Source organism: Populibacterium corticicola (assembly GCF_042683685.1).
Classification (GTDB): Bacteria; Actinomycetota; Actinomycetes; order Actinomycetales; family Cellulomonadaceae; genus Timonella; species Timonella corticicola.
This window is the reverse complement of the sequence record NZ_JBHUOP010000004.1, coordinates 228,061-254,185: the sequence shown is the minus strand read 5'-3', so window position 1 is coordinate 254,185 and position 26,125 is coordinate 228,061. Positions and strand designations below refer to the sequence as shown.

Annotated in this window: 21 protein-coding genes and 1 pseudogene; 11 read left to right on the top strand and 11 right to left on the bottom strand. The window is 57.7% G+C overall.

What is annotated here, in order from left to right:
• Nucleotides 1-55: 55 nt before the first annotated feature.
• Nucleotides 56-1,111, top strand: coding sequence for a zinc-dependent alcohol dehydrogenase family protein (locus ACFSYH_RS10590; protein WP_377466931.1), 1,056 nt, complete (start codon nt 56-58; stop codon nt 1,109-1,111).
• Nucleotides 1,112-1,284: 173 nt separating this feature from the next.
• Here the strand turns inward: ACFSYH_RS10590 and ACFSYH_RS10585 are convergent, their stop codons facing one another.
• The 6 genes from ACFSYH_RS10585 to mvk all read right to left on the bottom strand — a co-directional run bounded on the left by ACFSYH_RS10585 (nt 1,285) and on the right by mvk (nt 7,738).
• Complete coding sequence (locus tag ACFSYH_RS10585; protein ID WP_377466930.1) at nt 1,285-2,439, bottom strand: hydroxymethylglutaryl-CoA synthase; 1,155 nt, start codon at nt 2,437-2,439, stop codon at nt 1,285-1,287.
• Entirely contained in the window at nt 2,436-3,512 is a 1,077-nt protein-coding gene (locus tag ACFSYH_RS10580) for a hydroxymethylglutaryl-CoA reductase (RefSeq protein WP_377466929.1), read from the bottom strand. The genes ACFSYH_RS10585 and ACFSYH_RS10580 overlap by 4 nt, the downstream gene beginning before the upstream one ends.
• Nucleotides 3,513-3,596: 84 nt before the next feature.
• Entirely contained in the window at nt 3,597-4,685 is a 1,089-nt protein-coding gene (fni, locus tag ACFSYH_RS10575) for a type 2 isopentenyl-diphosphate Delta-isomerase (protein WP_377466928.1), read from the bottom strand.
• Nucleotides 4,675-5,766, bottom strand: a complete 1,092-nt coding sequence (locus ACFSYH_RS10570; RefSeq protein ID WP_377466927.1) for a phosphomevalonate kinase — start codon at nt 5,764-5,766, stop codon at nt 4,675-4,677. Before ACFSYH_RS10570 ends, fni begins: the two co-directional genes overlap by 11 nt.
• Nucleotides 5,763-6,749, bottom strand: a complete 987-nt coding sequence (mvaD, locus tag ACFSYH_RS10565; protein WP_377466926.1) for a diphosphomevalonate decarboxylase — start codon at nt 6,747-6,749, stop codon at nt 5,763-5,765. The genes ACFSYH_RS10570 and mvaD overlap by 4 nt, the downstream gene beginning before the upstream one ends.
• Entirely contained in the window at nt 6,746-7,738 is a 993-nt protein-coding gene (mvk, locus tag ACFSYH_RS10560; protein ID WP_377466925.1) for a mevalonate kinase, read from the bottom strand. The genes mvaD and mvk overlap by 4 nt, the downstream gene beginning before the upstream one ends.
• Before the next feature lie 473 nt (nt 7,739-8,211).
• Here mvk and ACFSYH_RS10555 point away from each other — a divergent pair, with 473 nt between their 5' ends.
• From ACFSYH_RS10555 to ACFSYH_RS10540, 4 genes are all read left to right on the top strand, one after another.
• Complete coding sequence (locus tag ACFSYH_RS10555; RefSeq protein ID WP_377466924.1) at nt 8,212-8,991, top strand: L-threonylcarbamoyladenylate synthase; 780 nt, start codon at nt 8,212-8,214, stop codon at nt 8,989-8,991.
• Between the two features lie 575 nt (nt 8,992-9,566).
• Nucleotides 9,567-10,673 carry a DNA methyltransferase gene (locus ACFSYH_RS10550; RefSeq protein ID WP_377467185.1) on the top strand — a complete coding sequence of 369 codons (1,107 nt, stop codon included), beginning with the start codon at nt 9,567-9,569 and terminating at the stop codon, nt 10,671-10,673.
• Between the two features lie 309 nt (nt 10,674-10,982).
• Entirely contained in the window at nt 10,983-12,140 is a 1,158-nt protein-coding gene (locus ACFSYH_RS10545; RefSeq protein ID WP_377466923.1) for a hypothetical protein, read from the top strand.
• A 14-nt stretch (nt 12,141-12,154) separates the two neighbouring features.
• Entirely contained in the window at nt 12,155-12,721 is a 567-nt protein-coding gene (locus ACFSYH_RS10540; protein WP_377466922.1) for a hypothetical protein, read from the top strand.
• A gap of 181 nt (nt 12,722-12,902) precedes the next feature.
• Here the strand turns inward: ACFSYH_RS10540 and ACFSYH_RS10535 are convergent, their stop codons facing one another.
• Nucleotides 12,903-13,634 carry a DUF2637 domain-containing protein gene (locus tag ACFSYH_RS10535; protein ID WP_377466921.1) on the bottom strand — a complete coding sequence of 244 codons (732 nt, stop codon included), beginning with the start codon at nt 13,632-13,634 and terminating at the stop codon, nt 12,903-12,905.
• Nucleotides 13,635-14,044: 410 nt separating this feature from the next.
• Between ACFSYH_RS10535 and ACFSYH_RS10530 the strand changes: the two genes are divergently transcribed.
• The 4 genes from ACFSYH_RS10530 (at nt 14,045) to ACFSYH_RS10515 (ending at nt 17,677) form a co-directional block, all read left to right on the top strand.
• On the top strand, nt 14,045-15,175 hold the full coding sequence (locus ACFSYH_RS10530) for a hypothetical protein (protein ID WP_377466920.1): 1,131 nt from the start codon (nt 14,045-14,047) through the stop codon (nt 15,173-15,175).
• Between the two features lie 53 nt (nt 15,176-15,228).
• Nucleotides 15,229-15,882 (top strand): hypothetical protein, encoded by a 654-nt coding sequence (locus ACFSYH_RS10525; RefSeq protein ID WP_377466919.1) that lies wholly within the window; start codon nt 15,229-15,231, stop codon nt 15,880-15,882.
• 629 nt (nt 15,883-16,511) lie between these two features.
• Nucleotides 16,512-16,724: a hypothetical protein gene (locus ACFSYH_RS10520; protein WP_377466918.1), complete on the top strand. Its 213-nt coding sequence runs from the start codon at nt 16,512-16,514 to the stop codon at nt 16,722-16,724.
• Between the two features lie 404 nt (nt 16,725-17,128).
• Nucleotides 17,129-17,677 carry a hypothetical protein gene (locus tag ACFSYH_RS10515; RefSeq protein ID WP_377466917.1) on the top strand — a complete coding sequence of 183 codons (549 nt, stop codon included), beginning with the start codon at nt 17,129-17,131 and terminating at the stop codon, nt 17,675-17,677.
• A gap of 113 nt (nt 17,678-17,790) precedes the next feature.
• Here the strand turns inward: ACFSYH_RS10515 and ACFSYH_RS10510 are convergent, their stop codons facing one another.
• The 3 genes and pseudogenes from ACFSYH_RS10510 to ACFSYH_RS10500 all read right to left on the bottom strand — a co-directional run bounded on the left by ACFSYH_RS10510 (nt 17,791) and on the right by ACFSYH_RS10500 (nt 21,366).
• The gene (locus tag ACFSYH_RS10510) at nt 17,791-18,654 is read right to left on the bottom strand and encodes a hypothetical protein (RefSeq protein WP_377466916.1); all 864 of its coding nucleotides are present in this window, start codon (nt 18,652-18,654) and stop codon (nt 17,791-17,793) included.
• A gap of 249 nt (nt 18,655-18,903) precedes the next feature.
• Nucleotides 18,904-20,156, bottom strand: a pseudogene (locus tag ACFSYH_RS10505) (ISL3 family transposase).
• A gap of 88 nt (nt 20,157-20,244) precedes the next feature.
• The gene (locus ACFSYH_RS10500; RefSeq protein ID WP_377466915.1) at nt 20,245-21,366 is read right to left on the bottom strand and encodes a hypothetical protein; all 1,122 of its coding nucleotides are present in this window, start codon (nt 21,364-21,366) and stop codon (nt 20,245-20,247) included.
• Between the two features lie 715 nt (nt 21,367-22,081).
• Between ACFSYH_RS10500 and ACFSYH_RS10495 the strand changes: the two genes are divergently transcribed.
• Together ACFSYH_RS10495 and ACFSYH_RS10490 are read left to right on the top strand one after the other, a co-directional pair.
• Complete coding sequence (locus ACFSYH_RS10495; RefSeq protein ID WP_377466914.1) at nt 22,082-23,452, top strand: hypothetical protein; 1,371 nt, start codon at nt 22,082-22,084, stop codon at nt 23,450-23,452.
• Nucleotides 23,453-24,174: 722 nt separating this feature from the next.
• Nucleotides 24,175-24,579, top strand: coding sequence for a hypothetical protein (locus ACFSYH_RS10490; protein WP_377466913.1), 405 nt, complete (start codon nt 24,175-24,177; stop codon nt 24,577-24,579).
• A gap of 468 nt (nt 24,580-25,047) precedes the next feature.
• Here the strand turns inward: ACFSYH_RS10490 and ACFSYH_RS10485 are convergent, their stop codons facing one another.
• Nucleotides 25,048-25,707 carry a hypothetical protein gene (locus tag ACFSYH_RS10485; protein WP_377466912.1) on the bottom strand — a complete coding sequence of 220 codons (660 nt, stop codon included), beginning with the start codon at nt 25,705-25,707 and terminating at the stop codon, nt 25,048-25,050.
• Nucleotides 25,708-26,125: the final 418 nt, after the last annotated feature.

The window sequence follows — 26,125 nt, the reverse complement described above, 5'->3', positions numbered from 1 at the left end:
GCACATGTCATACGGGGTGAGGGCCGGAAACGACAAACACAAGGGAGTGTTTAACGTGAAGGCACTGGTCTACGAGGGACCCGGTCAAAAGGAGTGGAAAGAAGCCCCAGACCCACAAATCCAACATCCAACCGATGCCATTGTCAAGATGGAAGCCACCACCATCTGCGGCACCGACCTCCACATACTCAAAGGTGATGTCCCCGCCGTTGAGGCCGGGCGCATTCTCGGCCACGAAGGTGTCGGAGTCGTCACCGAACTCGGCAGCGGAGTCTCCGAACTAGCGGTTGGCGATCGCGTCATCCTTGCATGCATCAGTTCCTGCGGTCGTTGCAGCTACTGCAAACAAGGACTCTATTCACACTGTCTCGCCGACGAGGGAGCACCCGGTATCGGATGGATCTTTGGACACCTCATCGATGGCACTCAGGCAGAGTACGTTCGGGTTCCATTTGCAGAGAACTCACTCTACAAAGTCCCAGACGGAGTAACTGACTCGGAAGGTATCTTGCTCTCCGATATCCTTCCGACCGGTTTCGAGATCGGAGTCCGCAACGGTCGCACCAAACCCGGTGATGTCGTCGCGGTCATCGGCGCAGGGCCAGTCGGTCTAGCCGCCGTCATGACCGCGCGTCTCGCAGGACCCTCAAAGGTCATCGCAGTTGACCTTGATGACAATCGCCTTGCACGTGCCCGCGAGTTCGGTGCCACCGACACTGTCAACTCCAGCGATGCAGATTGGCAAGACAAGGTCAAGGCACTCACAGATGGTCTTGGCGTTGACGTTGCGATTGAAGCAGTCGGCATTCCGTCCACGTTCACTGGAGCAACGCGGATCGTACGCCCCGGAGGAACGGTGGCAAACGTCGGCGTCCACGGCGAGCCAGTTGAACTGGCCATCAATGAGCTGTGGATATCGGATGTCGCCATCACTATGGGCTTGGTCAGCACGAGCACGCTCGGCATGCTTCTCAAACTCGTGGCAGAGAAGAAGTTGCCTGTCGAGAAGTTCGTTACTCACGAGTTCACATTTGACGAGATACTCAACGCATATGAAGTCTTCGGCAACGCTGCCAAGGAGAACGCACTCAAGGTGCTCATCCGCAATTAGATACCAGGCGGCTGGTGTGACTATGAGCGAGTCACACCAGCCGCCTTTTGCATCCCAGAGGGTTTGTGTAGATGTCCGGCACACTCGAAACCGAACCTATTGGTTGAAACCACCACCGCCAGAATCAGTCTTCATGTCCAGCGGTGTTGGCAGTTCGTGAAGAACCACAGGACCTAGACGGTGCTCTCGTAGCGGCGAGCCTGATTCTCAATTCCCGCGAATCGGTACGGACCTGCCGTCACGTGCGGCGTATCGGCGTCTGTGTCACTGGGCAGTGCCACTGCGTGCAACTTCTCATAGGCGCTAACGCTGAGAGGGCTGCGTGCGGCAAGTGCATCTGCCGTTGCCTGGTGATGCCAAGTTCGGTCGTAGCCAGGTTGTACCACCCCGGTGAAGAACTCCCCCACGCTGCCGGAACCATAGCTGAACAGACCGATCCGCTGGCCGGCAAGAGTGGTGTCAGAATCGAGCAAGGCAGCCAGCCCCGCATACAGCGATGCCGTGTAGGAGTTGCCGAGTAGTCGATTGTACTCCAGACCCGCACCCATCGCAGCGGTATCCCCTGGCATACCGGTGTGCCGGGCGAGGGCCAGGTGCGCTTTGACCGCCATCCTGGTGAACGGCTGGTGGTACACAAAACGATCGATCTGATCGACGGGCTTTCCTCCGCGAGCAGCGTAGTCGTCCCATGCCAACATCAGAGAATCGATGTAGGCAGCGACAGAAAGCCGTCCGTCGACCACGGCCGTCGAGGCATCGTTGGGACGCCAGAAATCGTCCACATCTCGCGTTGCAACACCGGAGATCGGTTCGATCTCCAGGAGTCCCGGATTCGCGGACACCAGCATCGCAACCGCACCAGCTCCCTGGGTGGGCTCGCCGGACGAGTTCAGGGCGTATCGGGCAACGTCAGATGTGATAACGAGTACCTGATCGTGTGGGTTGCGGGCCACGATACCAAGAGCCGCCTGGAGAGCTGCGGTACCCGCGTAGCAGGCCTGTTTGAACTCCACTGCTCGCACATGTGAGGGAAGATCAAGCAAACGGTGTGCGTAAACTGCCGCCGATTTGGACTGGTCCACTCCAGATTCAGTGGCAAACAAGAGCCACCGAACCTGGTCCGTGCCCGTCCTGTGCAGTAGCGTGCGCGCAGCGGTTGCGCCCATCGTCACGATGTCCTCGTCAGGCGCTGGAAAACTCATGCTGGTCTGGCCCAGACCAGTCAGATATTTCCCCGGGTCGACTCCTCGGTCCGTTGCAAGTTCGGAGAGGTCAACAACGTGGTGCGCGGTGGCAAGGGCGAGGTCGTGGATACCGATCGTGGTCATGCCTGGTTTCCTCGTGCGGGACGTGATGGCGTGCGCTCAAATGCGACGTGTGCCGCCATGAGTTCACCTGGGTTGGTTTGTGCTGCCAGCAGTGAGAGTTCACCACAGAGCACCGTCGCTGCCGTGATCGTGGCGAGTCGGCGGGCATTCTCGCCCGGTTCGCGCTCCTCACGGCAGCCGAGGCGGGTGAGGGCTTCCTCCACGTGCGGCAGGTGCTTGCCGTTGCCGACGGTTCCGACGATCAGGTGCGGCAGGGTGCATGAGAAGTACAGTCCGTCCTCGCGTACTTCGGCGTAGGTGATGCCCTGCGATCCTTCCACTATGTTCGCGGCGTCTTGGCCGGTGGCGAGGTAGACGCCCAAGAGCATATTCGCGTAGTGGGCGTTCGCTGAGCGCACTGCCCCGGCGATGGTGCTACCCACCAGATTCTTGCGGGTGACAAGGTCCGTGACCTTCTGGGCACTGGTTCGCAGCGTGCGGGCCGTCACCTCGTGCGGAATCAGGATCTCTGCGACAGCGCGGCGTCCCCGCCCAAGGACGCCGTTGACTGAGGTCGCCTTCTTGTCGGAGCAGTAGTTACCGGAAACGGAACCGTATTCCACCGCCAGTCCCCACGACAGGATTGCACCCAACAATGCGTCGGAGGCCTGAGTGACCATGTTGTGTCCCGAGGCATCGCCGGTTGAGAACGCGAAGCGCACGAACAACAGGTTGCCGACAATCTCGCTGTGCGCCTCAAGAAGCCGAGCATAGTTGCTCTGACCGCGCACGACCTGTTCCAACTCTGCGAAACGCGCATCGACCATTCGTGCAGCGGTATGTGCGGCTTCCGCGTTGTCTGCGGTGAGAAGCACAGACCGGGTCATACGTTCATCAACAATGGTGACTCGGATACCGTCTTCCACGAGTCGAGACACGCGTGCCCCACGCCCCACGGACGGCCACAGCGGGGTCTCGTATGTGGCGAGAGGAACTTCGACGCTCTCGTCTAGATCGCCTGTGATGCGGATGGGGCCAACCCAGCGGGTTGGGATGATGGTGGCAGACACCTCGTCAGCAGGGTGCTGGCTCATAAGGTCTCCTCTTCTGGGCGGCGATATTCATCGGTGGTGAAGGTCTTGTGGCGCGAATCTGGCTGCATCAGCGAACGGACCCGCCTAGTTGTAGGTTCGGCGGGCAAAGGCCGCAGGGTCTATGCCACGAAGTTCACTGAATTCACGGACACGTCCACGCAACAGCACGTCAATTCCGGTTGCTGCGGCGGGAGTGTGCGCGCCAAGCAGCGCAAGCAGTTGTCGCGTCTGAGTGAGCCAGCGCTGTGTCTCGTTGACTGCGGTTTCTTCATCGCCGTCCATAGCGGCGACGAGGAAGGGTCCGGCCACGCCAACCGCACGAGCGCCGAGCGCGAGCGCACGAATCACATCGAGCGGTGAACGCACCCCTCCTGAGGCGAGTACCGCTGGGAAATCAGCCGGGGCGTCGAGCAGACAGTTCACTGCGGACTGTCCGTAATGGTGCATGTAGGCGTATCCCCCACCGCTGCGTTCATCCTCGATACGCGCAAAACTCGTACCACCTGCACCACTCACATCAGCTATGCGCACGCCGAGATCTCGCAGTTGTCGCAGTACCCGACCGCTGAGGCCAAAGCCCACCTCTTTGATGATCACTGGTACTTCAGCTGCTTCAACGATGCGCTCGACGTCGCGGAGCCAAGTAGAGAATCCCCGGGATCCCTCACGCATGATGGTTTCCTGTACTGCGTTCAGGTGAAGTTGCAGGGCGTTTGCTTCAAGCAGGTCAATGGCACGCGCGGCGTCATCGGGCGAACGTCCGGCACCCAGATTGGCAAAGACCAGACCATTCGGGTTTTCCTCCCGAATGACCCGGAAGCTCGGGGCTGTTTCCGGGGCATCCAGGGCAATCGACAGCGAACCGGACGCTATGGGCATCCCGTTCTCTCGGGCGGCGATGGCGAGTGCGCGATTGGCGCGCTCCGCATTGTCGGTGCCACCCGTCATTCCGTTGATGTAGATCGGTGCGGGCCAAACCCAGCCATCAACGTCGACATCGAGCGTCACCTCATCGATGTCGATGCCGTCGAGTGCGTGGTGCACCGGCTCCACGTAGTCGAAATCATTGCTCGACGCTGGCCCACGGCGTTGTTCCAGCGCAAGTCGAATGTGGTCGTCTTTACGAGCCACACTTTGGGCGACCCGGTCGTTGGTGTGCGGATCAGATGTCAAAGATGCCTCCCTCGGCCGGATGAACATTCACGCGAAGCAGGCGGATGTCATGGTGTTCCCAAGTGCGTAGAAGCGCGTCCGAAGAGACTTCCGTCCCAGCGAGAACGATGCCGCAGTCACCGCCGCCAGCCCCAGATGGTTTCGCAGCGGCCCCGTTTTCCTCCGCGGAATCGCATAAAATACGCAGTTTCTTGGTTTCGATCTGTGTGCCTGATGAGGAGCCCAGCCTGCGGAGCATACGGCGTGCTCGACGAACGACCTCAAGCGCACGCTGTTCCTCATCCTCAGTAAATGCCGCCACCAAATCGTCCACACAGGACCGGCTTTCCTCAAGGAAGGCGCCGTAATGCCTGCCCTCGGTATCATCGTGAGGCCGCACCCCATCCACTAGGCGTTCGGTGGAGGCAGGTGACCCCGTCCACCCCACCAGCAGGCGGAGGGTGGATGGGGCTGGCAGGCGCGTAACACTGCATGGACTCCACACGTCGGATTCCAGTGTGGCTGCCACCCCGTGCTGGTCAAGATACCTCAACAGCGACGCCCTGTTCGGTGCGGTATAGCGAATCCATCCACCGAAGGTGCTTGCCGCGATGTCGCCGCCGGATGCGGACGGAGCGACCTGCACGGTTGCGAGCAAGGCAAGCTTGAACCGCTCAACCCGAGTCAGTTCCAGACCGTAGAACTCATCGAGCGCGGCAACCGTTGCCACCACAACCGCGGCAGAGGAGCCAAGCCCGAACTTGCGCCCGTCCGCATCGTCCAGTTCGCTTTCGATCAATAGATCAAAGTACCGAGGGGTAAGTCCACGCTGGGCACGGAGTCGTTCCACAATGGAGATCGCTGCGACCACGTAATCGTATGGGTTGTGTTCGAGCATGATACCGACGCTGTCTTGATGACGGGTCCACACCAGCGGGAGTCCACCATATTCACGTGAGTAGACGTGTCCAGCTCCGGAACTCTCCGTGACCTGCACGGTGATGTAGCGGTCCACGGCTATCAGCACGGCCGGTTGGCCTGGGTCGACAACCGCATATTCTCCAGCGATGAACAGCTTGCCTGGGGCGCGTGTTGTGATCAACGGCCGCTCTCCTGTGTGCTCGTGCCCTGTCCCTCTATCCGTACCCCAAGCCCTGGTCCTGCGATACGCACTTCACCGAGCGATGCGAGCGCGTCCGACACAGCAGAGGCATCCTCCGGCTGGGAAAGCACGAATACGTGAGGGCCTGCATCTGCTGTTGCGTAGGCCTCCAAGCCGCCGTCACGAAGTTCCTGCACAGCGTTGAACACTGCGATGCTCTCAGGGAGCAAGTACCGAATCGCAGGTTGCGCCGACTGCGTCACAGCGTGCATTCGCAAAGCATTGCTCTCTGTGAGTTCGCCGATACGGGTGAAGTCCTGTGCGCGGCAAGCAGCCTGCATCTCCTCAAGATCGCGCGCAGTGGAGTCCACCCACGCGCTGTGGAAAGGGGACGTCAAAGCAGTGTGGCGCATCGCGTCACGGCTCGATACCTTCTTGCGGGGTGCATTGACTGCCACCGAGACAAGCCGCATAGGTGGCGCTTCAACGGCCTCAGCAAACGAGGTCTCGTCATCAACGCCCGCATGCCATACGGCGAAACCGTCAATTACCGAGCGGGCCGCCGAACCAGAACCCCGGCGCGCGAGACGGCTGAGTGCACGAGAATCAAGTTCCAGCCCGTACGCAGCCGATGCCGCTGCTGCGAGCGCGGCAAAACCGGCAGCCGACGAGGCCATGCCCGCCGCTGTCGGGGCCTCATTACGTGAGCGCACAGTGGCGCGGGTTGTGCTTCCAGCCAGTTCTCGCACAAGATCAAGGAATCGTGTGACACGTTCGGTTTCTACCTGGGACGCTGTAGTTCCACCCAGGATGAATGTGTCCACCTCGTGAGCAGGAGTCAACTCAACCGTTGTTGTCGTAGGCAGAATATCGAGGGTCATCGAGAGGCTACCGGTTTGCGGCAGCATAAGAACCTCATCACGCTTGCCCCAATACTTAATGAGTGCAATATTCGGGCGCGCATGAGCGGTGGCAATCGTCATGAACTGGATCCTAAAGTGTGTGGAGTTGCGTAACGAGGTGAGCCAAGAACCGTGGTCCATACGTGCTCGGCTCCTGCCACCCGCAGGCTTTCCACGAGGCTCTCGGTAGCGTCAGGGTGTGGCGCCACCGCGACTATACAGCCACCGCAGCCACCGCCCGTGAGTTTGGCGCCCGGCGAGCCACCCCGGTGTGCGGCCTCTACGAGAGCATCCAAGCGCGGCGTCGAGACCTCGAGCCGCCCGAGTAACTCGTGCGTGTGCCGCAAAGACTCGCCCATCTTATCGGCCTGCCCAGCCGCAAGAGCTGGGACTGCCAGTTCCGCGAGAACTGAGATCTCGTCGATAATCTGATCCACGGTACGCCGCTGTGTCTCGCGCAGCGCGCGAACTCGACTCACCGCGTCGGTGCTGGAACGTCGGACACCGCTGTCCGCGACGACGAATGCAATCGGCTGCGCAGCTACAACGGCGCTCGTCGGTTCGGTCGTGCTAAAACGGATTGCGGTGTCGGCGACTACCGCTCGAGCATCGATCCCGCTCGGCGTGCCATGTGCAGCACGTTCTGCCTGCTGTATAAGTTCATGCTGTTCGTCCGCGTCGAGTGCGACACCTGCGAAGTCGGTCGCAGCGGATACCACCGCCGCCGCGAGTGCCGCGCTACTTCCAAGCCCGCGCGCGTCGGGAATCCTGCTCTCAATCGACGTGTTGAGGGCAGGCAGCCCGAGACGCGTGGTGACAGCCTCAATTGCAGCAAGCAGCGGGGCAAGGTTTGTCGGTGCGTTCTCGAGTGGACCCTGATAGAGCGAACTCGCGATGGTTGGTGTGGACGCTTGTGTCAGCGTTGCGGTGACCGAGAGTCCCGGCAATGGGATCGCGAGTGCCGGAGCGCCATAGACCACAGCGTGTTCTCCGACAAGTATCGCTTTGGCGTGGGCCTTGCCCGTGCCTGCAAGCCGGCTTGCATCGGAGAGAGGGAGAGTGAGCGACATGAACTAGCGATTCTGCGACAGGGCGCATCGGGAACAATCGGCGGGTGACGTGGAGACATAACGTCTTGGCATTGCTTAATATTTCAGCACATCAGTACTGCGATACTACAACGTCATTTTCCACACCAAAGTTAGGTATACCTCAGCCGGTGCTGAACCGTAAAATAATCTGAATGTCAAGGTAGATTCACGTTCTTTACAGGACCCGCCAAACGCGTGAACCTTCGGAGACCTCCGTCAATTTCCTAACTTTCCTGCCATATTACAGAGACATAAACCCTGATGAAAGACCTATCGTCTCAATATTAGGACAGTTGTCTTGACATGAGGACAGTCAGGCAATGTAATCGAGACAGTTCTCCTTACTCACGTATAGGTGCACATTTCCCCCTTCTCGCGCCCAAGAATCCGCCTGGCTCGGCTACGTATATAGCTACCCTCGCCGAGCACACACCAACACAGAAGGGTCCATCATGACAACCGAGCGCATCCATTGGGACGGGCACCTGGTAACTGAGGCGGTGGAACTCCTACGGGCCGGAGGCAACATCGTTGTCAGCCCCACCAAGGTCGGATACATCATCCTGACCAGCGATAAGAAAAGTCTCGAACGTAAGTTCGCTGTGAAAAACCGCAACCGCAACAAACCGGGTGTCGTTCTTTGTGGTTCCCTTGAACAACTCACCGAGTTGGCTGAGCTCACCGACGAGGCACTGGAGTTTTACCGCACCCACTGCGAACAAGACATTCTCATGGGCTGTATCCTGCCCTGGAAAGATAGCGGACGAGCTTACATTCCCAAAAATGGCGCGGATGAACTCGTTATGGACGCCCGCGGAACGAGTTGCTTCGTTCTGCGCTTTGGCATTCCAAGTGAACAGATCGTGCAGGAGCTCTGGGAGAAAGACCGCACTGTCGTGTTCGCCAGTTCCGCCAACCCATCCGGGAAGGGAAACCGGGGCCTCGTGGCCGGTATCGGCACCGCGATAGAGTCTCAGGCTGACCTCATCATCGAGGGTGACGACTATGTCCGTTCGATCCAGCCTGACTCCACGGCAGACACCAGATACGAACAAGGGGTGATGGTCTCCTTCGTGGACGACAGGGGCGAACTGGTCCCAGAGCAACACGGCGAACGCCTCATCTCACCGGCACCGACCCTCATCCGCGCCGGATTGTCCGTGGACCGCATCATGGTTAACCTCGCCGAACAGTTTCCCAGTTGGGATTACCGCCACGGCCTCTACTACTAATCAACTTCCTCGGAGCGAGGAACGCCTGTGAAGCGTGAGCAAGCAGATACGACGAAAGGGACCCCGTATCGGGATCCCTTTCGTCGAGGAGAGCCAAGGATATCCCCTGACTCCTCCGGCCCACATCCACGCGGATGGGACCTTTGAAAACTACACAAGATGCTTCTATCTGCGTAAACACAACTCCACAAGGAGCACGTTCACGCGATAAGTGGAGGCGCGGGGAATCGAAAGTACTGATGCAAGTTGGTGCCAATCGAACCGGACGAGTGCTCTAACGTGCGCACATACTCCACTTCAGTTGCAGATCGCGACTTTCGGATGCCTTTCAGTCGCGGAATTTTCCATGTATTTTCCATGCATGAAAATCCCCCAGCCATGAACTACTACGACACCACACAAAAGATAGGCATCGTGTCTACTCCCACACCACACGGACTCATCATCCACGGTGACGCAGCCATCAGCATTGCCGAACATGTCGCCCCAGGCACGGCACAGCTGGCCTACCTGGACCCGCCGTACAACACTGGGCGCACGTTCACCCAATATCAGGATCGAATGCAGGCCGCTGACTGGACGGGCATGATGCGCTGGCGAACACTGGCAGTGTTTGGGTGCACCTGGACGACAACGAGCACCACACAGCGCGCACCCTGTTGGATGGGGTCTTCGGGGCTGACCAGTTCGTCGCCAACGTCGTGTGGGAACGTAAGAAGAAGCCGTCCTACCTGCACGGGCATGTTGCCGCAGTGGTCGACCACATCCTCGTGTACGCCAAGGATCACACCCAACTACCGAAGTTCACGATGCCAGGCTCTGCGACCACGTCGCGAGTCCCACTGGCACAGGGAAAGAACCCCGTGCGAACCCTTACATTCCCGCCTGGTTCAGTACAGCTACCAGGTACCGACCGGACCATCCCTGCCGGTGATCAGTCCACACCGTCCGTGCACATCCACCTGGACGACGACATCGTGGTTTGTGCGGGCGTCAACGCGACCGGGTTCTCACTTACTGGCGAACTGCGCTGGACACAGGCGACCTTGAACGAGCACCTAGCTGGCGGTGTACAACTGCGCGCACCAAAGTTACCGCTGCGTGTCAACGCATATGTCCCTTCCGACGGTAAGACTTGGACGAACCTGTGGACTAGAGCGACCGGCATGGCAACCAACGAGGATGCCCGCGAACACCAGCGCACCCTGTTCGGCCATCACGGGTTCGACACCCCAAAGCCGGAGGAACTGCTCGGCAGGATCATTGAGACCGCCACCAAGCCAGGCGACCTGGTCATTGACCCGTTCGGTGGGTCGGGGACCACGGCAGCCGCCGCGCATAAGTTGGGTCGAAACTGGATGACGGTTGAGTCCAACGCGGACACGGTGCGTGACTACATCATCCCGCGCATGGACCAGGTCGTTGACGGCAGTGACCGTGGCGGTATCTCAACACGCCCCGCGGACACGACGGTAAAGCTGCCTCCCGCATTCACGCCTCGTGACGCCCGACTCGCCGCCCAATGGGTGCGTGACCTCGCTGGTTCAGGGGCCTTCGATGTGGAAGCCAGCAGCGTCATTGACGTGCTCAAGCAGGCCTCTAGGGGCAGTGAGCGTATCGATACATGGCGCGGCGGCGGGATTTTTCAAGTTATCGAATCAGCGGCCTCCCGCAAACGTTAGAACGCTTGCCCGTAGTGAATGTCTGTCGCACTTGCAAGACCCTGAAGCCTGCGCTTTGTCGATCTGCGCCTAGGTCTAATCCCAAATTCTGAGAGATTGGCTTGATCATACTCAGGTATGAGTTATCGAGACCCGAAACTGTACTAATCGTCATTTTCTGAACCATAAGCAGCGCTGCAGTCATCCCTAGGGTCGAATTAATCCAATCTTTCCTTCCAGTTGCGCATGTCGCGATGAAAGCACTTACTTCCATACGTAACATAATTCCGCACCCTCATTAAGCAGGGGAAACACGAGGAAGGAGAGAGTGTGACTGTCAAAACGCACTCCAAATTTGAATTCGCGAAGGGCCAGCGAGTAATCGCTTGGACACTTTCAGGCGTCCTTTTAGGAACCTTCGCCTTAGGTACACCCGCTGCAGCGTCAACCGAGACACAGGACGATCTCACGATCGCCCTTGAGACCTCCGAAACCCTCGCCACAGACGAACACACGACAGCGATCACGCTGGGTCAATCATCCGAAAGCGGGGTTTTGGTACCCGAAGAGTTAGGCAAGGATTCTGTCGAACTCGCCACTGAGTTCGGTGAGGTTCACGTATCCCTGCCCGTCAACCAAGATGCGGACGCTGTTGTCACTGAGCATGGTGATCTTGTTGCGCCAGCGAAGAATGAAGGAGCCTCGCTCATCGTCCAAGAGTTCGACGCGACTGAGTTGGATGGAGTTGCCGCAGGGTTCCGTACCATCATCACGATCGATTCACGCGAAACGGACCCGCTGTTTACTTTCCCCCTTGATCTACCCGAAGGGGCTCACGTCGAGTCCGACGATAACGAAGGCATTGCAGTCTTATCAGAGAACGACGAGCTCATCACTTACATCGGTGCTCCATGGGCAATCGATGCAGATGGTCAAGAAGTCCCGACTTGGTACGAGTTTGAAGACGGAACCCTCTACCAGTATGTGGACCATCTATCAGCCCAGTTTGAGTATCCAATCATTGCTGACCCGCCATTTCTAGTACCGTTGCTACTCACCGGCGGACGCATCATCGTTCAACGTGTCGTCGCAGCTTCGGTCAGTGCAGCTGGGCGCGCAGCGGTAGCAAATCTCGCCCGTAAAGGCATCTCAGCCGTTGTTAGGAATAGCTTGCTCTCGATAACTCAGAACAACTACCGCAACAACCTCAAGATCTACACGAAGCGCGACCCGGGCACACGATGCGACGCCCACCACACTCTCGTGAAGAAACACCGGAAGAACTACGAAAAAGCTGGTTTCAAGGGCAATGATTCGATTGACCACCCCAAGTACCTTGTGTGGTGGGAGAAACACGACCACCGTTCAAAGTCGAAAGCAATCAACAACCAGTGGGACGCGTTCTTCTTATCCTTCAAGAATCCAAGCAAGTCTATGATTCTCAATAAACGAACGGCCGTCCTAAGGATGTACCCGCCGTTCTGCTAACGGAGAGGAACACTGTGAGTGTTGACATGGATTACACCGGCCGATGGGTCGTGACAGCGAAGGGCTCATCTCGGCAAGCATGGCTGAACATCGCATGGCAGGGTCAAGGCGACGCCGTTCATGAACTGCCCGATGGCCGTGACCTTGTAGAGGTCATCGACGCTAACGGACTTGCCACGCTCGACTTTCCGCTGTGGTTTGAAGTCGAGCAGTCCGGTTCCTACGATGACCTTCTATGGACGACTCTAGGTGCTTACCTCATTGTCTCGGACAAGTTCCTAGAGATCTTAGGCGGATTCCAGGACTACGGGTATGAGCACCGTCCGCTTGAGATTCGCAGGTCGAAAGGACAGCCGCCGGTCACCGGCCACAACCTGTTCATCGCAACGACAACCGACCAGAACGCTCATTTACGGCCTTTCCCGCTGCGGAAAGCAACGAGCAGCGTTGATGTTTCTATCGAGTTGCTTACGGCACTCAAGAGACACAAGGTCACTGGTATGGATGTCAAAGATGCACCAACTTGGTGGTCAATGATTCAAGAAAACCTAGCCCTCTACGACGAAGCAGAATCCCTGTAGTCGACTTACTGTCGATCAGGACACTCTGGTCGATGAGAGCATCTCGAACCGGTCATGAGCGGCTCCCTGGAAATTGGACTGAGAAATCAGAAACCAACTATCCGGGGAGCCGTTTGCCGTCTACGGAAACATAACGATCACGACACCAGACCGGACAGCAGTGAACTACAGAAACGCAACTTCACGCTGCTTGGCGTGCCCACCGCTTCACAGTGCTCAGCGGGATTTGGAGTTCTTCACTGATCTTTCCGTATGAGAGCGGGGACTCCTGGCTGCGCAGTTCAATTACACGGGCCTTCAAAACCTCCCGCTCTTGGTCAGTGTCCGTGGTTTTGGGCTTCGCGATATCGGCACTTTTAGCTTTTCCTGCTGATGCCGGCCTAGCCGTCTCAACTGTCGCGGACGTATCCGGTACAGACACTTTGGGCGTGGAATCCACGCTACCTTTTAGGACGCTCTCCGCCTTAGGCACCTGCACACCAGCCACCGCTGCCTGCCCTACGACGCCTACCTGCTTAGTTTCGAAGTTCTTTTTCCTGATAAGCCCAAAAAGGAGTTCTAGCGACGCGAGCAACAGCAATGGTGCAGCACCGTGGACAATTGCTGAGTCGACACCGCCTTCGGGGACTGAGCGAATATTGCCATACACCGAGAGAGCCGCGCCAAACACCACGACAAGCCACGGGAAGACAACCCTGTGCCCTCGCAGCGCGGCCTGCAGCGCCGTGAGTGACCCGGCGAGCATTGCGCCGTCGACAGCCACTGGAAACAACCAGGCGATACGCGAGCTGACACTGACCGAAACTGCGAGGTGGGTCAATCCGCTCCACGAGAGCACGGCGGCAGCAATAGCCACGGCAACGGTCGCAAGGGTTGCACCAGCCCTGATACGTCGAGCACTGGTCTCACCCATACACCGACCACCTCCACTTAATGAATATGCGCGGAAAAACTACTAACACCATGTTAGTAGTTTCATTCATTAATTGCTAGCACGGTGTTAACATGTTTGATATGCGCACCAAGGCGGCGGGAGGAACGCGTGAAGGAATCGGAACTACCCGAAGGCGTGGGAGGGCTTTACGATCAAAGCCATCTCGCCACCGCGGCGGGGTTAACTCGTGCTTCTCTGCGCGTTGCACGCACACGCACTCCTGAGCGTTTCCCCCCACCCGTCGGAGAGCTCAACAACGGACCGGTGTGGCTACGTGAGGACGTCATACGGTGGGCTTCAACGTATACGCCACCAACACTTGGTCGCCCGAAGACGAGCACATAGCGCAGCACCTCGGAAACAAGGCGGTGGACACGTAAGATATACGCATGTTTCACGCTGTACAGGCCGCAGAGGTGGCTCGTCGTATTGGCATTAACTCGCATCCCAGTGTCACTCAGTTTGCCGAGGCGGTGAGTCTCTTCGCTCCGCTAGGGTGGGCGATGTGCGGTAATTGGCATCAAGAAGGAACCATCCGCGTGCTTCACCGAGCAGCGAAAGGCGCAAGTGCTGAAGAACTGGATCAGGCTATCGCTGACGTATGGAATAGCGACAATCTGTTTCTCTTACAGCACGCTGCAACACCGATTCGTCGCTGGTCAAACTCTCACTATCCATTCAAGCAGACGCTATGGGATAGGGTTTCGTTGATCGACAAAGCTATTCAGCATCATCTTGCAGGCGCCTACGAAGCGTCAATACCAATTATTCTTGCGCAGATTGACGGTTTGAGCCTCGATCTTACGGGGCAGTCTTTCTTCTCCAAGGCCAACCCTGACCCTTTCCTTGATGACGAGACACTGGCGGGAATGGAAATGAATCTGCCGGTTGTTCGCCGTTTATTCTCTGAAAACGTTAAAGAATCTGGAAGTTTCGGACTTGTCTCACGGCACGGTGTCCTGCATGGTCGAGACCTTGGTTATGCGACTCGAGTGAACTCGACTAAGACGATCGTGCTCGTCGCTGCTCTAGCTGAGTACTTCCCACGCGTCGCTGACGATGCAGGCGCTAGGTTGCGTCGCCTCCACGAAGAGTCTGTTGCAGGTTCCCAAGCACTTGATGAGTCAGGTCGACTAGTTGACGACCGACAGGTGCCTGAACTACTTAACGCCGCGTATGACTTCGATAGCGCGTATCTCAATGCTGTCCTCATTGGGTCAAACCCTTTCAACGCCCACCGAACACTGAACGATATGGCGATGAAGTACAGCCTCGATCCAGGCGCTTTCACAGTCAGCCAAGACGATATTGGCTGCTGGTGGCATTACACGCTACCCTCAGGGCAAACCCTTGGCTATGCAGCCCGGCCCACCGCTAGTGTTACGAGACGACACCCAGACGTGTGGCGATGGGATTTCCCCAGCCAGCCCAAAGCCCCACCTTGGACACATATGGACGGCTGGCGGTCCGACGATACCTTCCCTAGAAGTCCGAACTGGGAACGTGACCCTGTCATCTAGGGTCCCGGGAAACACCACAAAGCATACGAATTACACAAGGAGGGAACCCACCTTTGACCGGCGACACTGACCAGTACGCTCAGGACATCGTTAGCCATTTTGATGTGATATTGCCTGAGCAGGAGCGCACGTTAGAGCGGGCTGCTCAAAACGTTCAGTTGGGCCTTGAACGTGACTCCGAGATATATCGAGCTTTCACACAACTTCAGTTCTTTGTCCTCACCGTCGACTTCGACATGAGAGTCCTGCTTCGCGCTTTGCTTTCCAACCCACAAAATCGGTTAACTGCCGAGAAGTTCCTCGCTCTGATGCTTGAAGAGTCCGACGAATCGACAGGAAAGATGATCAGCACCGTCAACAAGGCGCTCCGAAAGTCGGCTCATGATTCAGGTGCCCACCTAGTCGACGTTGAGAAGTTCAACGAAGCAGTTAGCAACTTCAAGCAGAACATGGCCTCAATGAAAGCAGACAAGAAGTTCAACGAGACGCTTCGCCTGATACGAAACACTGTCGCTGGGCACATCGTCGGCAATAAGACCGGCATCCAGAACAGTGCCATTTGGGTTCTTACCCGCGCACATGTGCCACGCGACAGTAACGGAGTGCTAAAGAGCCAGATCGTCTCTTATTCAATCGAAACAATGAAAGCACTCCACACATTCGCAGGCGAACTACAAGACAGCTATTCTACACAAAGTAGAATCTGAATGTGGTGATGCTAACCCTCATAGCCGTCCTTTGAGCATGTATTTACCGAAAGAGTCTGCTGCCATTGCAGCAGCGTTAAGTTCTACTCTGCTCAATCCAACAGTACCCCTAAGAAAGATTCCGCACGGCACGGCAAGCCACGGGCGATACACGGCACATTCAAGTCGTAAAACAATCTAACCGCGGAGATCGCGTGCGCTTGTGTTGCATGGTGAGCTCGGCCAGGACCATCTACTTTTGGACTATGTCCACATGTTCAAGTCGGAAGTTAGACAAGACCTGGACAGCAAACCTGTCAAGCGCACTTTCTAGCAGCAGACCGCTACTGTTGAGCCGAATCTGCGCTTGTTCGAGCGTTCGATCCTGTTGTGAGGCCCGACACGTCAGTGAAAGATGCTTTCAGCGAACGCGATCATCGAGCTGCATCGCGGCATGGCCCGCGGGTTCTGCAACAGCGACAACTACCGACTCCGCATGCTCCTCGCTGCTAGCGGCCTCACCCCATGGCCCCCACCGAATGTCCCAAGAGGCAGTAAACATGGAAAGCCCCACCAGCGTTAGCATTCTTACTGTTCAGGGCTTTGATAATCCTTAATGGCGGAGACGGAGGGAATCGAGCCCCGGTCCGATGACGCAAATCCAGGACTTCTCCGGGCGCATCCACTTGGACGGCGACATTGTGGTTCGTGCGGGCGTCAACGCGACCGGGTTCTCTATAACCGGTGAACTGCGTTGGACGCAGGCGACCTTGAATGAGCACCTGGAGCAGGGCGTGCAACAGCGCGCTCCGAAGCCGCCGCTGCGTGTGAATGCGTACGTAGGCACGAACGGTAAGACGTGAACCAACCTGTGGACCAGGGCGACCGGCATGGCCACCAACGAAGACGCCCGCAAACATCAACGTATTTTGTTTGGTCACAATGGTTTCGACACACCCAAACCCGAAGAACTACTCGGCAGGGTCATTGAGACCACCACCAAGATGCCCGGTGTTTCGCACCCACACTTACCTAGAACCAGCGGGGGCGCTCCAAGGCTACGGTAGCGCGTTCACGATACAGACTGCCCTAAAGTGTGGGATGGTCTACTGGTCGTGCAAATGCAGTTGGGTGGACGGGCGCCGCGGGAAGTTTGGGGATCGGGGACCAAGCGAGGACAAACCCATATACAGGAGATCGGCTATCACTAGCCCTGCGAAACTCGATATAGTTTCTCCAAACCCTACTTATACTGAGAGCAGTCGAAATGCCCGAAGCGTTGGAAAGCCTAACGTCGTTTCTAGCACTGGCAGTTTCAATTACCAGTCTCTGGGTCTCAACGGTAATGTGGACCCGGCAACGCAAGAAGGTTGTTTGGTATGCAACAAAAGACCTCCTCGTCTCGGATGTAGCGCCACAAACCGCTGTCCCGTATGCGCTAAACCTGCTCAATGTTGGCGAGGGCACGGCGTATGCAGTGAGCATGACCACCACAGGGGAAGTCAAGGCTGGTTTCCTGGACCACCACGAAGGTCATGTGAAGAATGCCCAACCTGAACATGGTGTTAAAGGGCGAGTGGAACCGGACGAAAACATCATCGTAGCCTACTGGTGGGCAGATCAATCGTTCAGTTCTTCGCCCTCGTTCGCAGGCGATGGCACCATCACAATTTGCTGGTCGCAGAGCCCCGCACTCAGAGAACGCCACTATCAGCAGACTTTCACATTCAAACACGCGAAAGTTTCATCTGGGGAAATCCTCCGCCGTTCCAAACACAAGCGCAAGGCCGATCTGCGGTCTTCAAGTATCAACTAATGAAGGAGAGAGTCACAGCCTCTCTCCTAGCACATTAGGCAAAGAATCTTATTCCTAGCGCTCAATCCACCCAGCAGATCAAGGGGCGTGTTCTGCGGCTGGCACAGAACGCTTCATTCGAGCCGGCTAACTGGCGTCAAGGGAAATAGTCGATCTGAATGCCAGTTAGTCGAGCGCGTCTCCCAGAGTTCTAGGACTGTCTTCACAAGGAGTAGTACCACGCCCAAACCAGATCCGAGATCCCTATAGGTTGTCTGTATGCGTCTGGAATTCCCTTCAGGCGTTTGAATGCGGTCTTCCGGGTCATTGTGCCTCACATGCATCACCCAGGGGAACGCGTGCGTGTAACCACTACTTGACTGCCACAGTTCTCGGATCGCGACGTGTATGGCCCGGTTACTTTCTTGAGGAGCGAGGATATCCGCCACATCTTTGATTATCTCGGTGTTTATGGGCTTTTCGATCTTCCCCTTGTGCTCCTTGTATTTTTCGCGGAGTAGACTCAGATGTGCGGCTGAACTCTCCAGACTTGATGTAACTTCGTCCGAAATCCAGGACTCCAAACTCATTTCAGTCACCAAATTTCCCATGTTCCGGTAACTCTCTAGGGTCAATCTGTCGAGCCTGCTCACGCGATCCGCCCTCGACTTTGGTTGGAGAACCCAAAGCGCCTGGCTAGCCCCAATGAGAGCAGTCCGAAGGAGCACAAATGGAGCGATTGGCCTAAGCACACCATCGTCCTTTTCAAGCCCGTCAGCCAATTGGGACAAGCACTGACTAGCAGTGAGGATGAAGTACGAAACACTGTCGCTCATCTTCACCACTAGAGTTTCTTTGTCATCTCTAGACGCTGCGCTTCCAGATTCCGGTACCCAATACCCCTCAGGTTGGGTTTCCAATGCACGTACTTCTTCAACAATTTTCCGTAGCCGAATAAGCCACTCGTCTTCAGTTTCCGGGGAGCCGATCTGTGTCATGCTCTGAAAACTACATGTCAGGACGGGAAAATGCTAGGAGCGAATCACAGGAACTATTTCTGAACACATTCTCCGCAAAGAGTCCTCATCCCGAGACTGAAGCAGGTGATCGACGGCACCGACCGCGGTGGTATCTCTTGACACGCCAGTGGAATTGCCACCAGCCACACAATGGCCAAAACGACCGGTCGAGAGTCTGGCCGGATGCGAGCCGGGGCGTTTACGGGCTCTTCACCGATCCGGTGGGGATCAGGGTGTGAGTCCACCCGCGGCGAGTAGCATCCGTAGCCGGTAGTGATCGCGGTTGCGGTAGCCCCGGGCGAGACGTCGGTGGAGTTCGATGATGCCGTTGATCGCCTCGGTGCCGCCTTTGTTCGCGCGGTCGGTGGTGAAGTAGGCCAGGAACGCGTTGTGCCAGCGCCGCAGGGTTCGTCCGAGGTGCGCCACTTCGGGGATCGGGCAGGTGTGGAACGTGGCGAGGAGTCGCTCAGCCCGCCTGCGGCCGTCGGCGAGATCCTTGGCCTGGTAGGCGGCGCGCAGGTCCTGGGCGCACTGCCAGGCGACGAACACCTCGTCGTGCGCTTCGTCGGCCTCGATCGCGCGGGCCAGGCGCGTGCGCTGCTTGTCGGTGAGGTTCTCGGCCCCGGCGCGCAGGATGGTCTGGATCCCGAACACAGGGTCGCTCTTGCGGCCGCGGTGCCCGGTCGTGGCCTGCTGCACCCGGCGACGCACCTCGTACACGACGGCCGTGCCGAGCTTGACGACGTGGAACGCGTCCAGCACCGAGGTCGCGTCCTGGAGTTGCTCGTCGATCGCGCACTTGTAGCCGCCGAACGGGTCCAGGGCTGCGACATCGATCCCGGCCCGGAACGCCTCGCCGCGCTCGTTCAGCCAGTCGGCGTAGGCCTTCTTCGATCGGCCCGGGACCAGGTCCAGCAGGCGGGCATGCACTCGCCCGTCGGCGTCTGGGGTCAGGTTGACCATCGCGGTCAGTTCCTTGGGGCCACGGATCTTCGGGTTACCGTGGTGCCAGATGTGCTCGTCCACGCCCAGGCTCGTGACCCCGGCGAACCGCGACTGGTCACCGGCGAGATGTTCGAGCTCGGGGCGCACGGCCCGCCACAGGGTCCAGCAGCCCACCTGGAGCCTGCGGGCCAAGCCCGCGATCGTGGCGTGCTGGCGGCGCAGCTGCTCGGCGAACGTCCCTCGCGCACACCCCGCCTCGGGGCATCGCCACAGGCGTTGGCGCCACACCACCCGGACCCGGGCATCACCATGCGGCACGTCGTGCAGCACCCGCCGACGCCGGCCCGGCTCGGGGCCACGACCCCGCAGTCCGGGCAGCCCATCAGCTGCCACGGTGTGGACACCGTGACCGTCATCATCGTCTCCTCGCGCTCGACTGCCTCGACGCAAACCTCGGGCAAGCCGAGCAGCACGTCACAGCGAGAACACGAATCAGTAGTGGTGGGTGCGCCGGCACACCCCGTAGTGTTGGACAACGTCGAGGTCCTCGAAGTCGATCAGTGGTTGGCGCTTCTGATCATCGGGGACCTCGACCTCTACATCCAGCACGTCACCCCCCACGTGTCACTCCCCACCGGATCGGCGAAGAGCCGTTTTGCCCGCACTCTCAGCCCGGCCCGCCTTGAAAGCCTCAGCCTTCTTGGCCCGGTTCGCCATGATCTCCGCTTTACGGGCCGCTGCCTCTTCGGCCCGTTTTTGTCGGGCCGCAGCATACTGGTCCATCGCGGACGGCCCGTCATCCAGCCCAAGTTCGCGAGCTAGTTCGTCAAGCCGGCCCGTCAAGTGCGATCCAGCGTGGACGCCCGCGCGGTCCAGTTCGCGAGCCAACCGTTTCATGGTCCGCTGGCTCAAACCAAGCGTCTCGTGGTCGAGGTCCATCGCCTGACTCAACAGAGCTGCCCAATGCAAGTGGCTCAGTAGACCGTATGAGAACACTGGATGGGCCACAGCAAGAATCACAGCCACAGTAGGATTGGTGGTTCGGTCCATGCGAGCCAGTGCATCAATCAGTTCAGTCCGATCATCGGCAGCCACGGTGGCCTGCCCACGCATCTGCTTGAGCCTGCAGGCCTGTCCGCTCGCGACCGGACGGCGGCCCACCTGCTTCATAGACCAGCCAATAGCGGCCTTGAGATGTTGGCCCGAGGTTGGCAAACTCCAACCGGTTCGCACCGCAAGTTCGGCGCGACTGAGGATCGGGGAGTCAATCTGATTGCCACTGGGCGCTAGGTTCTCCAAGATGCGAACCCCTTGAATGGCCGTGGCAACCCGAGCCCCAACCGCCCTAGTACCACGAACCTCGACACCACCCACGATCACAGCCGACCCCAACCAGCCGACAAGCCGTCGAGCCATCGCGATAGAAGCGGGAGAAGGAGAGGTAGTGGATGAGGTAAGGGACGAGCGAGACTGGACAGCAAGGACGTGTTTACGGGCGGCAGCAACGAGTGAAGTCCACGAGGGTGAGTGAGGACCAACGATCGACATGACGTCTGGGAGTGTGACGGCCCTTGAGGCGAGCCACCTGCGAGCAAGTCTGGGCGTAATAGAAGGCGAGCCAGAGGCAAGTACTTTCACCAGAATGGCAAGGACAGCCGACCGGGCCGAGGAATGCTTATGGGTGTATAAGACGGGACCGAGCACCGGGTCAAGGTCTGTTGTGAAGTCGAGGGTCTTGGTAGACATGCTGACCTCCCTTTTTAATACTTGTATGAACTTCTAGCGAAGCGTAGAAGTTCTAGTACGAGTAGAACAATTGATGGGTTGATCACGGTAATGGATTATCCAGAGAAACCGTAGGCCATCACTATCAAGAAGCCTAAGAACACCGTAGAAAACGGGGTTCCACGGCAGTTACACCAACAACCAGAAGACAATCACCACAAGGGACCAGGTGGAAGCCTACGCACACGTGCGTGGGACACAAACGCGAACGCAGCCGCAAGAACGAGGCACAGGGCAAGACGACCCACGCACACGATGCGTAGCGAACAGGCAACACCACCGCAAGAAGGCAGCACAGCAACCCCAGCAAGTAAAAGGAGGTAAGGATAGGTGCGAAGCGAACACACGGCGTAGGGGACGGCAACGAGGAGCCTGCAAGAACGTAGACACGGACAAGATGGACGAAGAGGAGGTCGGCTTGCCGGGCGTGGCGGTAAAGAGAAAGAAACTACCTTTCCTTCTACCGCTTCTAGTAAACCTGTTCCCTAGTATGTGTACCGATACGAATCGATACCTAAACCTTCCCCAAACAACCAACTAGTTGAATAGCCAAAAACTGAAGTTGATGACCTGCCATCTCCCTGCGGTGCGATTCGCTGGGCAAAGGTGTCGCGAATCTCGACCGGTTGCCGCCTGGATCACCTTGTTGTCAGAGCGGAGGCCATAGCATGCAGTTATGAAAAACCAACGTGGTAAGCGAACGTTCGATGGGCAAATGAGAGATCGTCGAGCCGGGCTTTTGGCAGGGCTCGTACTGGCTGTCCTAACTGGCGGGGTGGGGCTAGCAACAAAACGCACTAGATCCCAGCAAGGCCAAGAACATGAGTCTGAAAGCGAACAAGCCTCAGAGGAAAATGAAACTAAGCCTCAAGCCGATCAGACACAAAGCACAGACGAAGTTCTGCGCACAGAGGCTCTGATATGGCCCGCTACTATCGGTGCAGTTGGAGCCGCGGTCTCACTGCTCATAACTATTGAGACGCGCGTAGCCAACAGCGAGAAAGAGCCTGTGAACTATACGTACGAACTACTATCGGCGTCCGCAGGCATTGTCGACGACCTCGGACATTCATTGTTGGGATTGACTGTTGGTTTGGCGGGGATCGCTGTAGCGGCCGTAACCCTTGTGGGAGCGCAAGAACACACCCGTCAGAACAATCGAAGGAGAGCGTTAATCACTCGACTCGGAGGTGACTTCACAAGCGTTGCATTCGGTTTAACAGTCCTAGTACTGGCATTGGCTTTGCCAATGGTGGTAGGCCTACTCTTCGGTGTGCCTCACCCTCCATCTGGGGATACAACTGTGCTAACGCTGGTTTCCTTTTTCTTCGCTGTGCTCTATATAGCAACCTACGGATACCTGAGAAAGATCGCTACGTCTGATGCAGTCGCGTATGCCGAGATCTCAGGTCAGGTGCAGAAGCAGCGAGATCAGTACAACCAACAAAAGGCCCAGTACGAAAGTGTCCTTAGCGAGAAGAACACGAAGCGTTCTTGGAACAAAGTCGCCGGTGTGGCTCTTCTGTGGCTGGCCATCTCGAGTGTTGTAGCTACGATTGGTGTGGCACTCGTGCTCTGGTTGGTGGTGAATCCGACGCCACGTACTTGGGATGAGTGGAGCAAACCTGCGAATGCTGTTCTTGTCTTGTTGGTGATTTCTTTTACAGTCACGGCATTCGCGCTTGTCGCGACGACTTCGCATTACTACGCGCTCCCGTCGCCGAGTACCAAGCGGGAGAAGCGCGGGCGTTTCGTTGTTCGTGTGGTTGCGCCGATAGTACTGTTCGCGGCTGTAGGGGCATTTCTTGCGATACCACTTATGTCGGAGGATTTTAAGTGGAGTGAGGTTGCGCTTCATGATGGCATCCTCTGGGCCGCTCTTTACTACGGCATCTTTGGCATTGCATTGTTGCCTGCCATCTTTATTCAGTTTCGCGGTTGGGGCCTTGGGAAGGCGGTCCTGCAGTTGTCAGCTAAACTTTCGCTCGCTGAATTCAATCGCAGAATTAACCAGTTGGAACAAGAAGAAAGATATATGCGCGGCTAGATCAAAACGTCGCATTCGACAGTAGAGTTTTGACTGACATTACAGGTAGCACCGCGAGCGCCCTGCGTGGCTGGAGGGTGGTAGAGGGTAGGGATGTCGCGTGGTTGCCTTGACTGTGCTGCGCGCAGGGCTCCGCAGGAAACGCCTCTTAGTTCAGCGAGGAGCGCCTAGTGATAGAGCCCATCGCCGAGATGGTGTTGGCTGATCTTCATGGATGAGCATCAATTCGCGGCAAAGCGGTGCGTGGCTCGATGTCAACACAGATACGGGTAAACGGTGCCTGCGCTAGCTAGTTTTGCTCCACGCTTACCGCATTCAGATTCACCGCCAAGACAGATGCTTCCTAAACCCACGGGCGCAGTCGCCGGACTTGATCCACGCGATCAGCACCGGTCTCAGGTGCTCGTCCACCTTGGCTATGACTGCCCCAGGCGGCGGCATCCCCCGAGACGGGGATATTCTCATGGTCCATCACCCACAAGTCATCATGGAAGTCAGCACGCGAGTGAGGCCGTGAATGTCGTAAGTTGTGACAGTGTCAGACTCTGTGGCGTCGTACCAGTCGCCGACGCGTTGGACAGCCTCGACAGCCACGGGCAGCGTCTTCAGGACACGCTCCGGGCCGTCCTCCACTCCGCGGGGTTGCGCGCACTAGCGGTGGGTATGCGCTGACCGACCCCGGGGAATCAGGAGCGTTCGGTGCGTTCACCGCCGACGACTACTTGCCCGAGAAGATCAAGCAGAACGCTAAAGAGAACGCCGACCGTTTGCGGGAGCGTTGGGAGACGATCCTCGCTTGGGCCTACGATGCGACCCATGATGAGAGCGCGGATGCGAGCGAAAACTTTGAGTTGGGGCCACGAAAGCGATTCCGTGCCGCGATGGCGGCGAAGATGGCTAAAGACGCCCGGCAGGCTGCTGAGCAGGAAGCCGAGCGTCTACGTGTTGAGGCCGAGAGGCGGGAGGTTCGTCAGCGTGCTTTCGCTGCCGAACGGAATCGGGCGAAGTTGGAGACCGCCAAGCGACGCCGACGCTCCATCGAAGAATTGCGTCGTCGTCCTCCGCGCGTCGAGCCTGAATCCGACAAGTGGGGAGAGAAAAGTGATGCCTGGGAACCAGAATTCTGAGCTGTGACAGTCAGATGCGGAGCGCGGGCCATCCCATGGTCCTCATCGGTTCAACTGTTAGCGATGTTCGCCGCGTACGCCTCCAACGCTCTCCGCAACGCTGCCGCCGGGGACCGAACGCATTTCGCTTGCCGAATCCCAGCATCCGAAGACGTGGGTGCCAGTGCCATTCTGGCAGTGACACGATGGACGCGGCGATGGCGAGCAGTTCGGTGCGCGCACCAGGTGGTGCCTCTGCGGTTCGGAGTGCTGCGTTGGTCATGCTCTGAGGAAACCAGCGCATGGCAGACGCTCTTCACCTAGACACCTCAGTTATTGGGACCGCAAAGCGGTCAGCATCCGAACTCGAACAGTCCGTCAGGGTGTACTCCCGAGTGTTCAGCAGCGGGTAAGGGCTCCCACAAGATAACCGTCACCTCAGACACCGGGGCTCTCTCTCGGAACGGTGGCAAAGCAAGTCAGTTCGAGTCAAAGAACCGACTTATCGAGATCCATCGTTTCGACTGCTGCAATCCCTGTTGCGATCGTTGCAAGCTGTTCCGCTCGTTCGACATAGGTGAATGCTGCACCACTGGTAGGTACAGCCTCTCCATGCGCGACCTGATTTCTCACCTCGTAGAGGCTGACGACGGCCTCGTGAAAGGCATCGCTCACAAGGTTGTTGCGCTGCAGCTGGTCCAAGATTGCGCGGGGGTTTCGAGCGGGACGACCTCTACCTGCTGTAGAGCGACTGAGTCCGGCGAGTGCTGCGACGAGTTTCTCCCAAGAAATGAGAATTGCCCCGGACGGGTCCTTTGCGGGGTTGACTTGAAGCCCCCTCTTCGCGCTGCCAATTCCTTCGGTACGTGTTGGCTCGCTGGCTTTCTCTGATGAAACGGGGTTCGGTTTGACATCATGTGCTGCATCGTCGTCGGCGACCGGATCCTCGTCCAACACTTTGTTGACTTTATCCTCGGCTTTCTCAAGAAGTTCGCCGAACTCCACCTCGCCCCCAAAACCTTTCGCGCCTTTTACCCGCCCGATCAATTTGCGCAATGGCTCGAGTAACAACAGAACCACGATCAACACGACAACCGGCCACGACAGCACATCGCCAATTACGGACGCAGCAAACTCTTTCCACCCCATGCTCGATATCTTCCTACAGAAGACCTGCCAGCCGCCAGTGACACGCCACGTGTGATCTGAAACGAATCGCGAAAGTCGAATGTCCATCCGGGTCTACTCGCTGGACAGATTCGGCAATCACCGTCAATGCGTAAAAAATGAGCAGCCATAAAACGTATCTAACCAAGTAGCGAGGAATCCTTGAGGCCCTGACGTCCTAGCTCTTTGAGCAACACACCGCACAAGACTCCGAAATCGTGTAGTGTTCCGGCGGAGGCCCAGCCCGACTCACCACCGATGTTGTTGCCCTCTTTGTCGCAGCTTGACTCAAAAACCTACTTAGCAGGCTTGCTTCTAGCCTCCTAGGCTGTTGAAACATGGCACCACCAAGAGTCGTGACACTGAAGCGGTCCGTGAAGGCTCTCATCTTGAAGTTCTC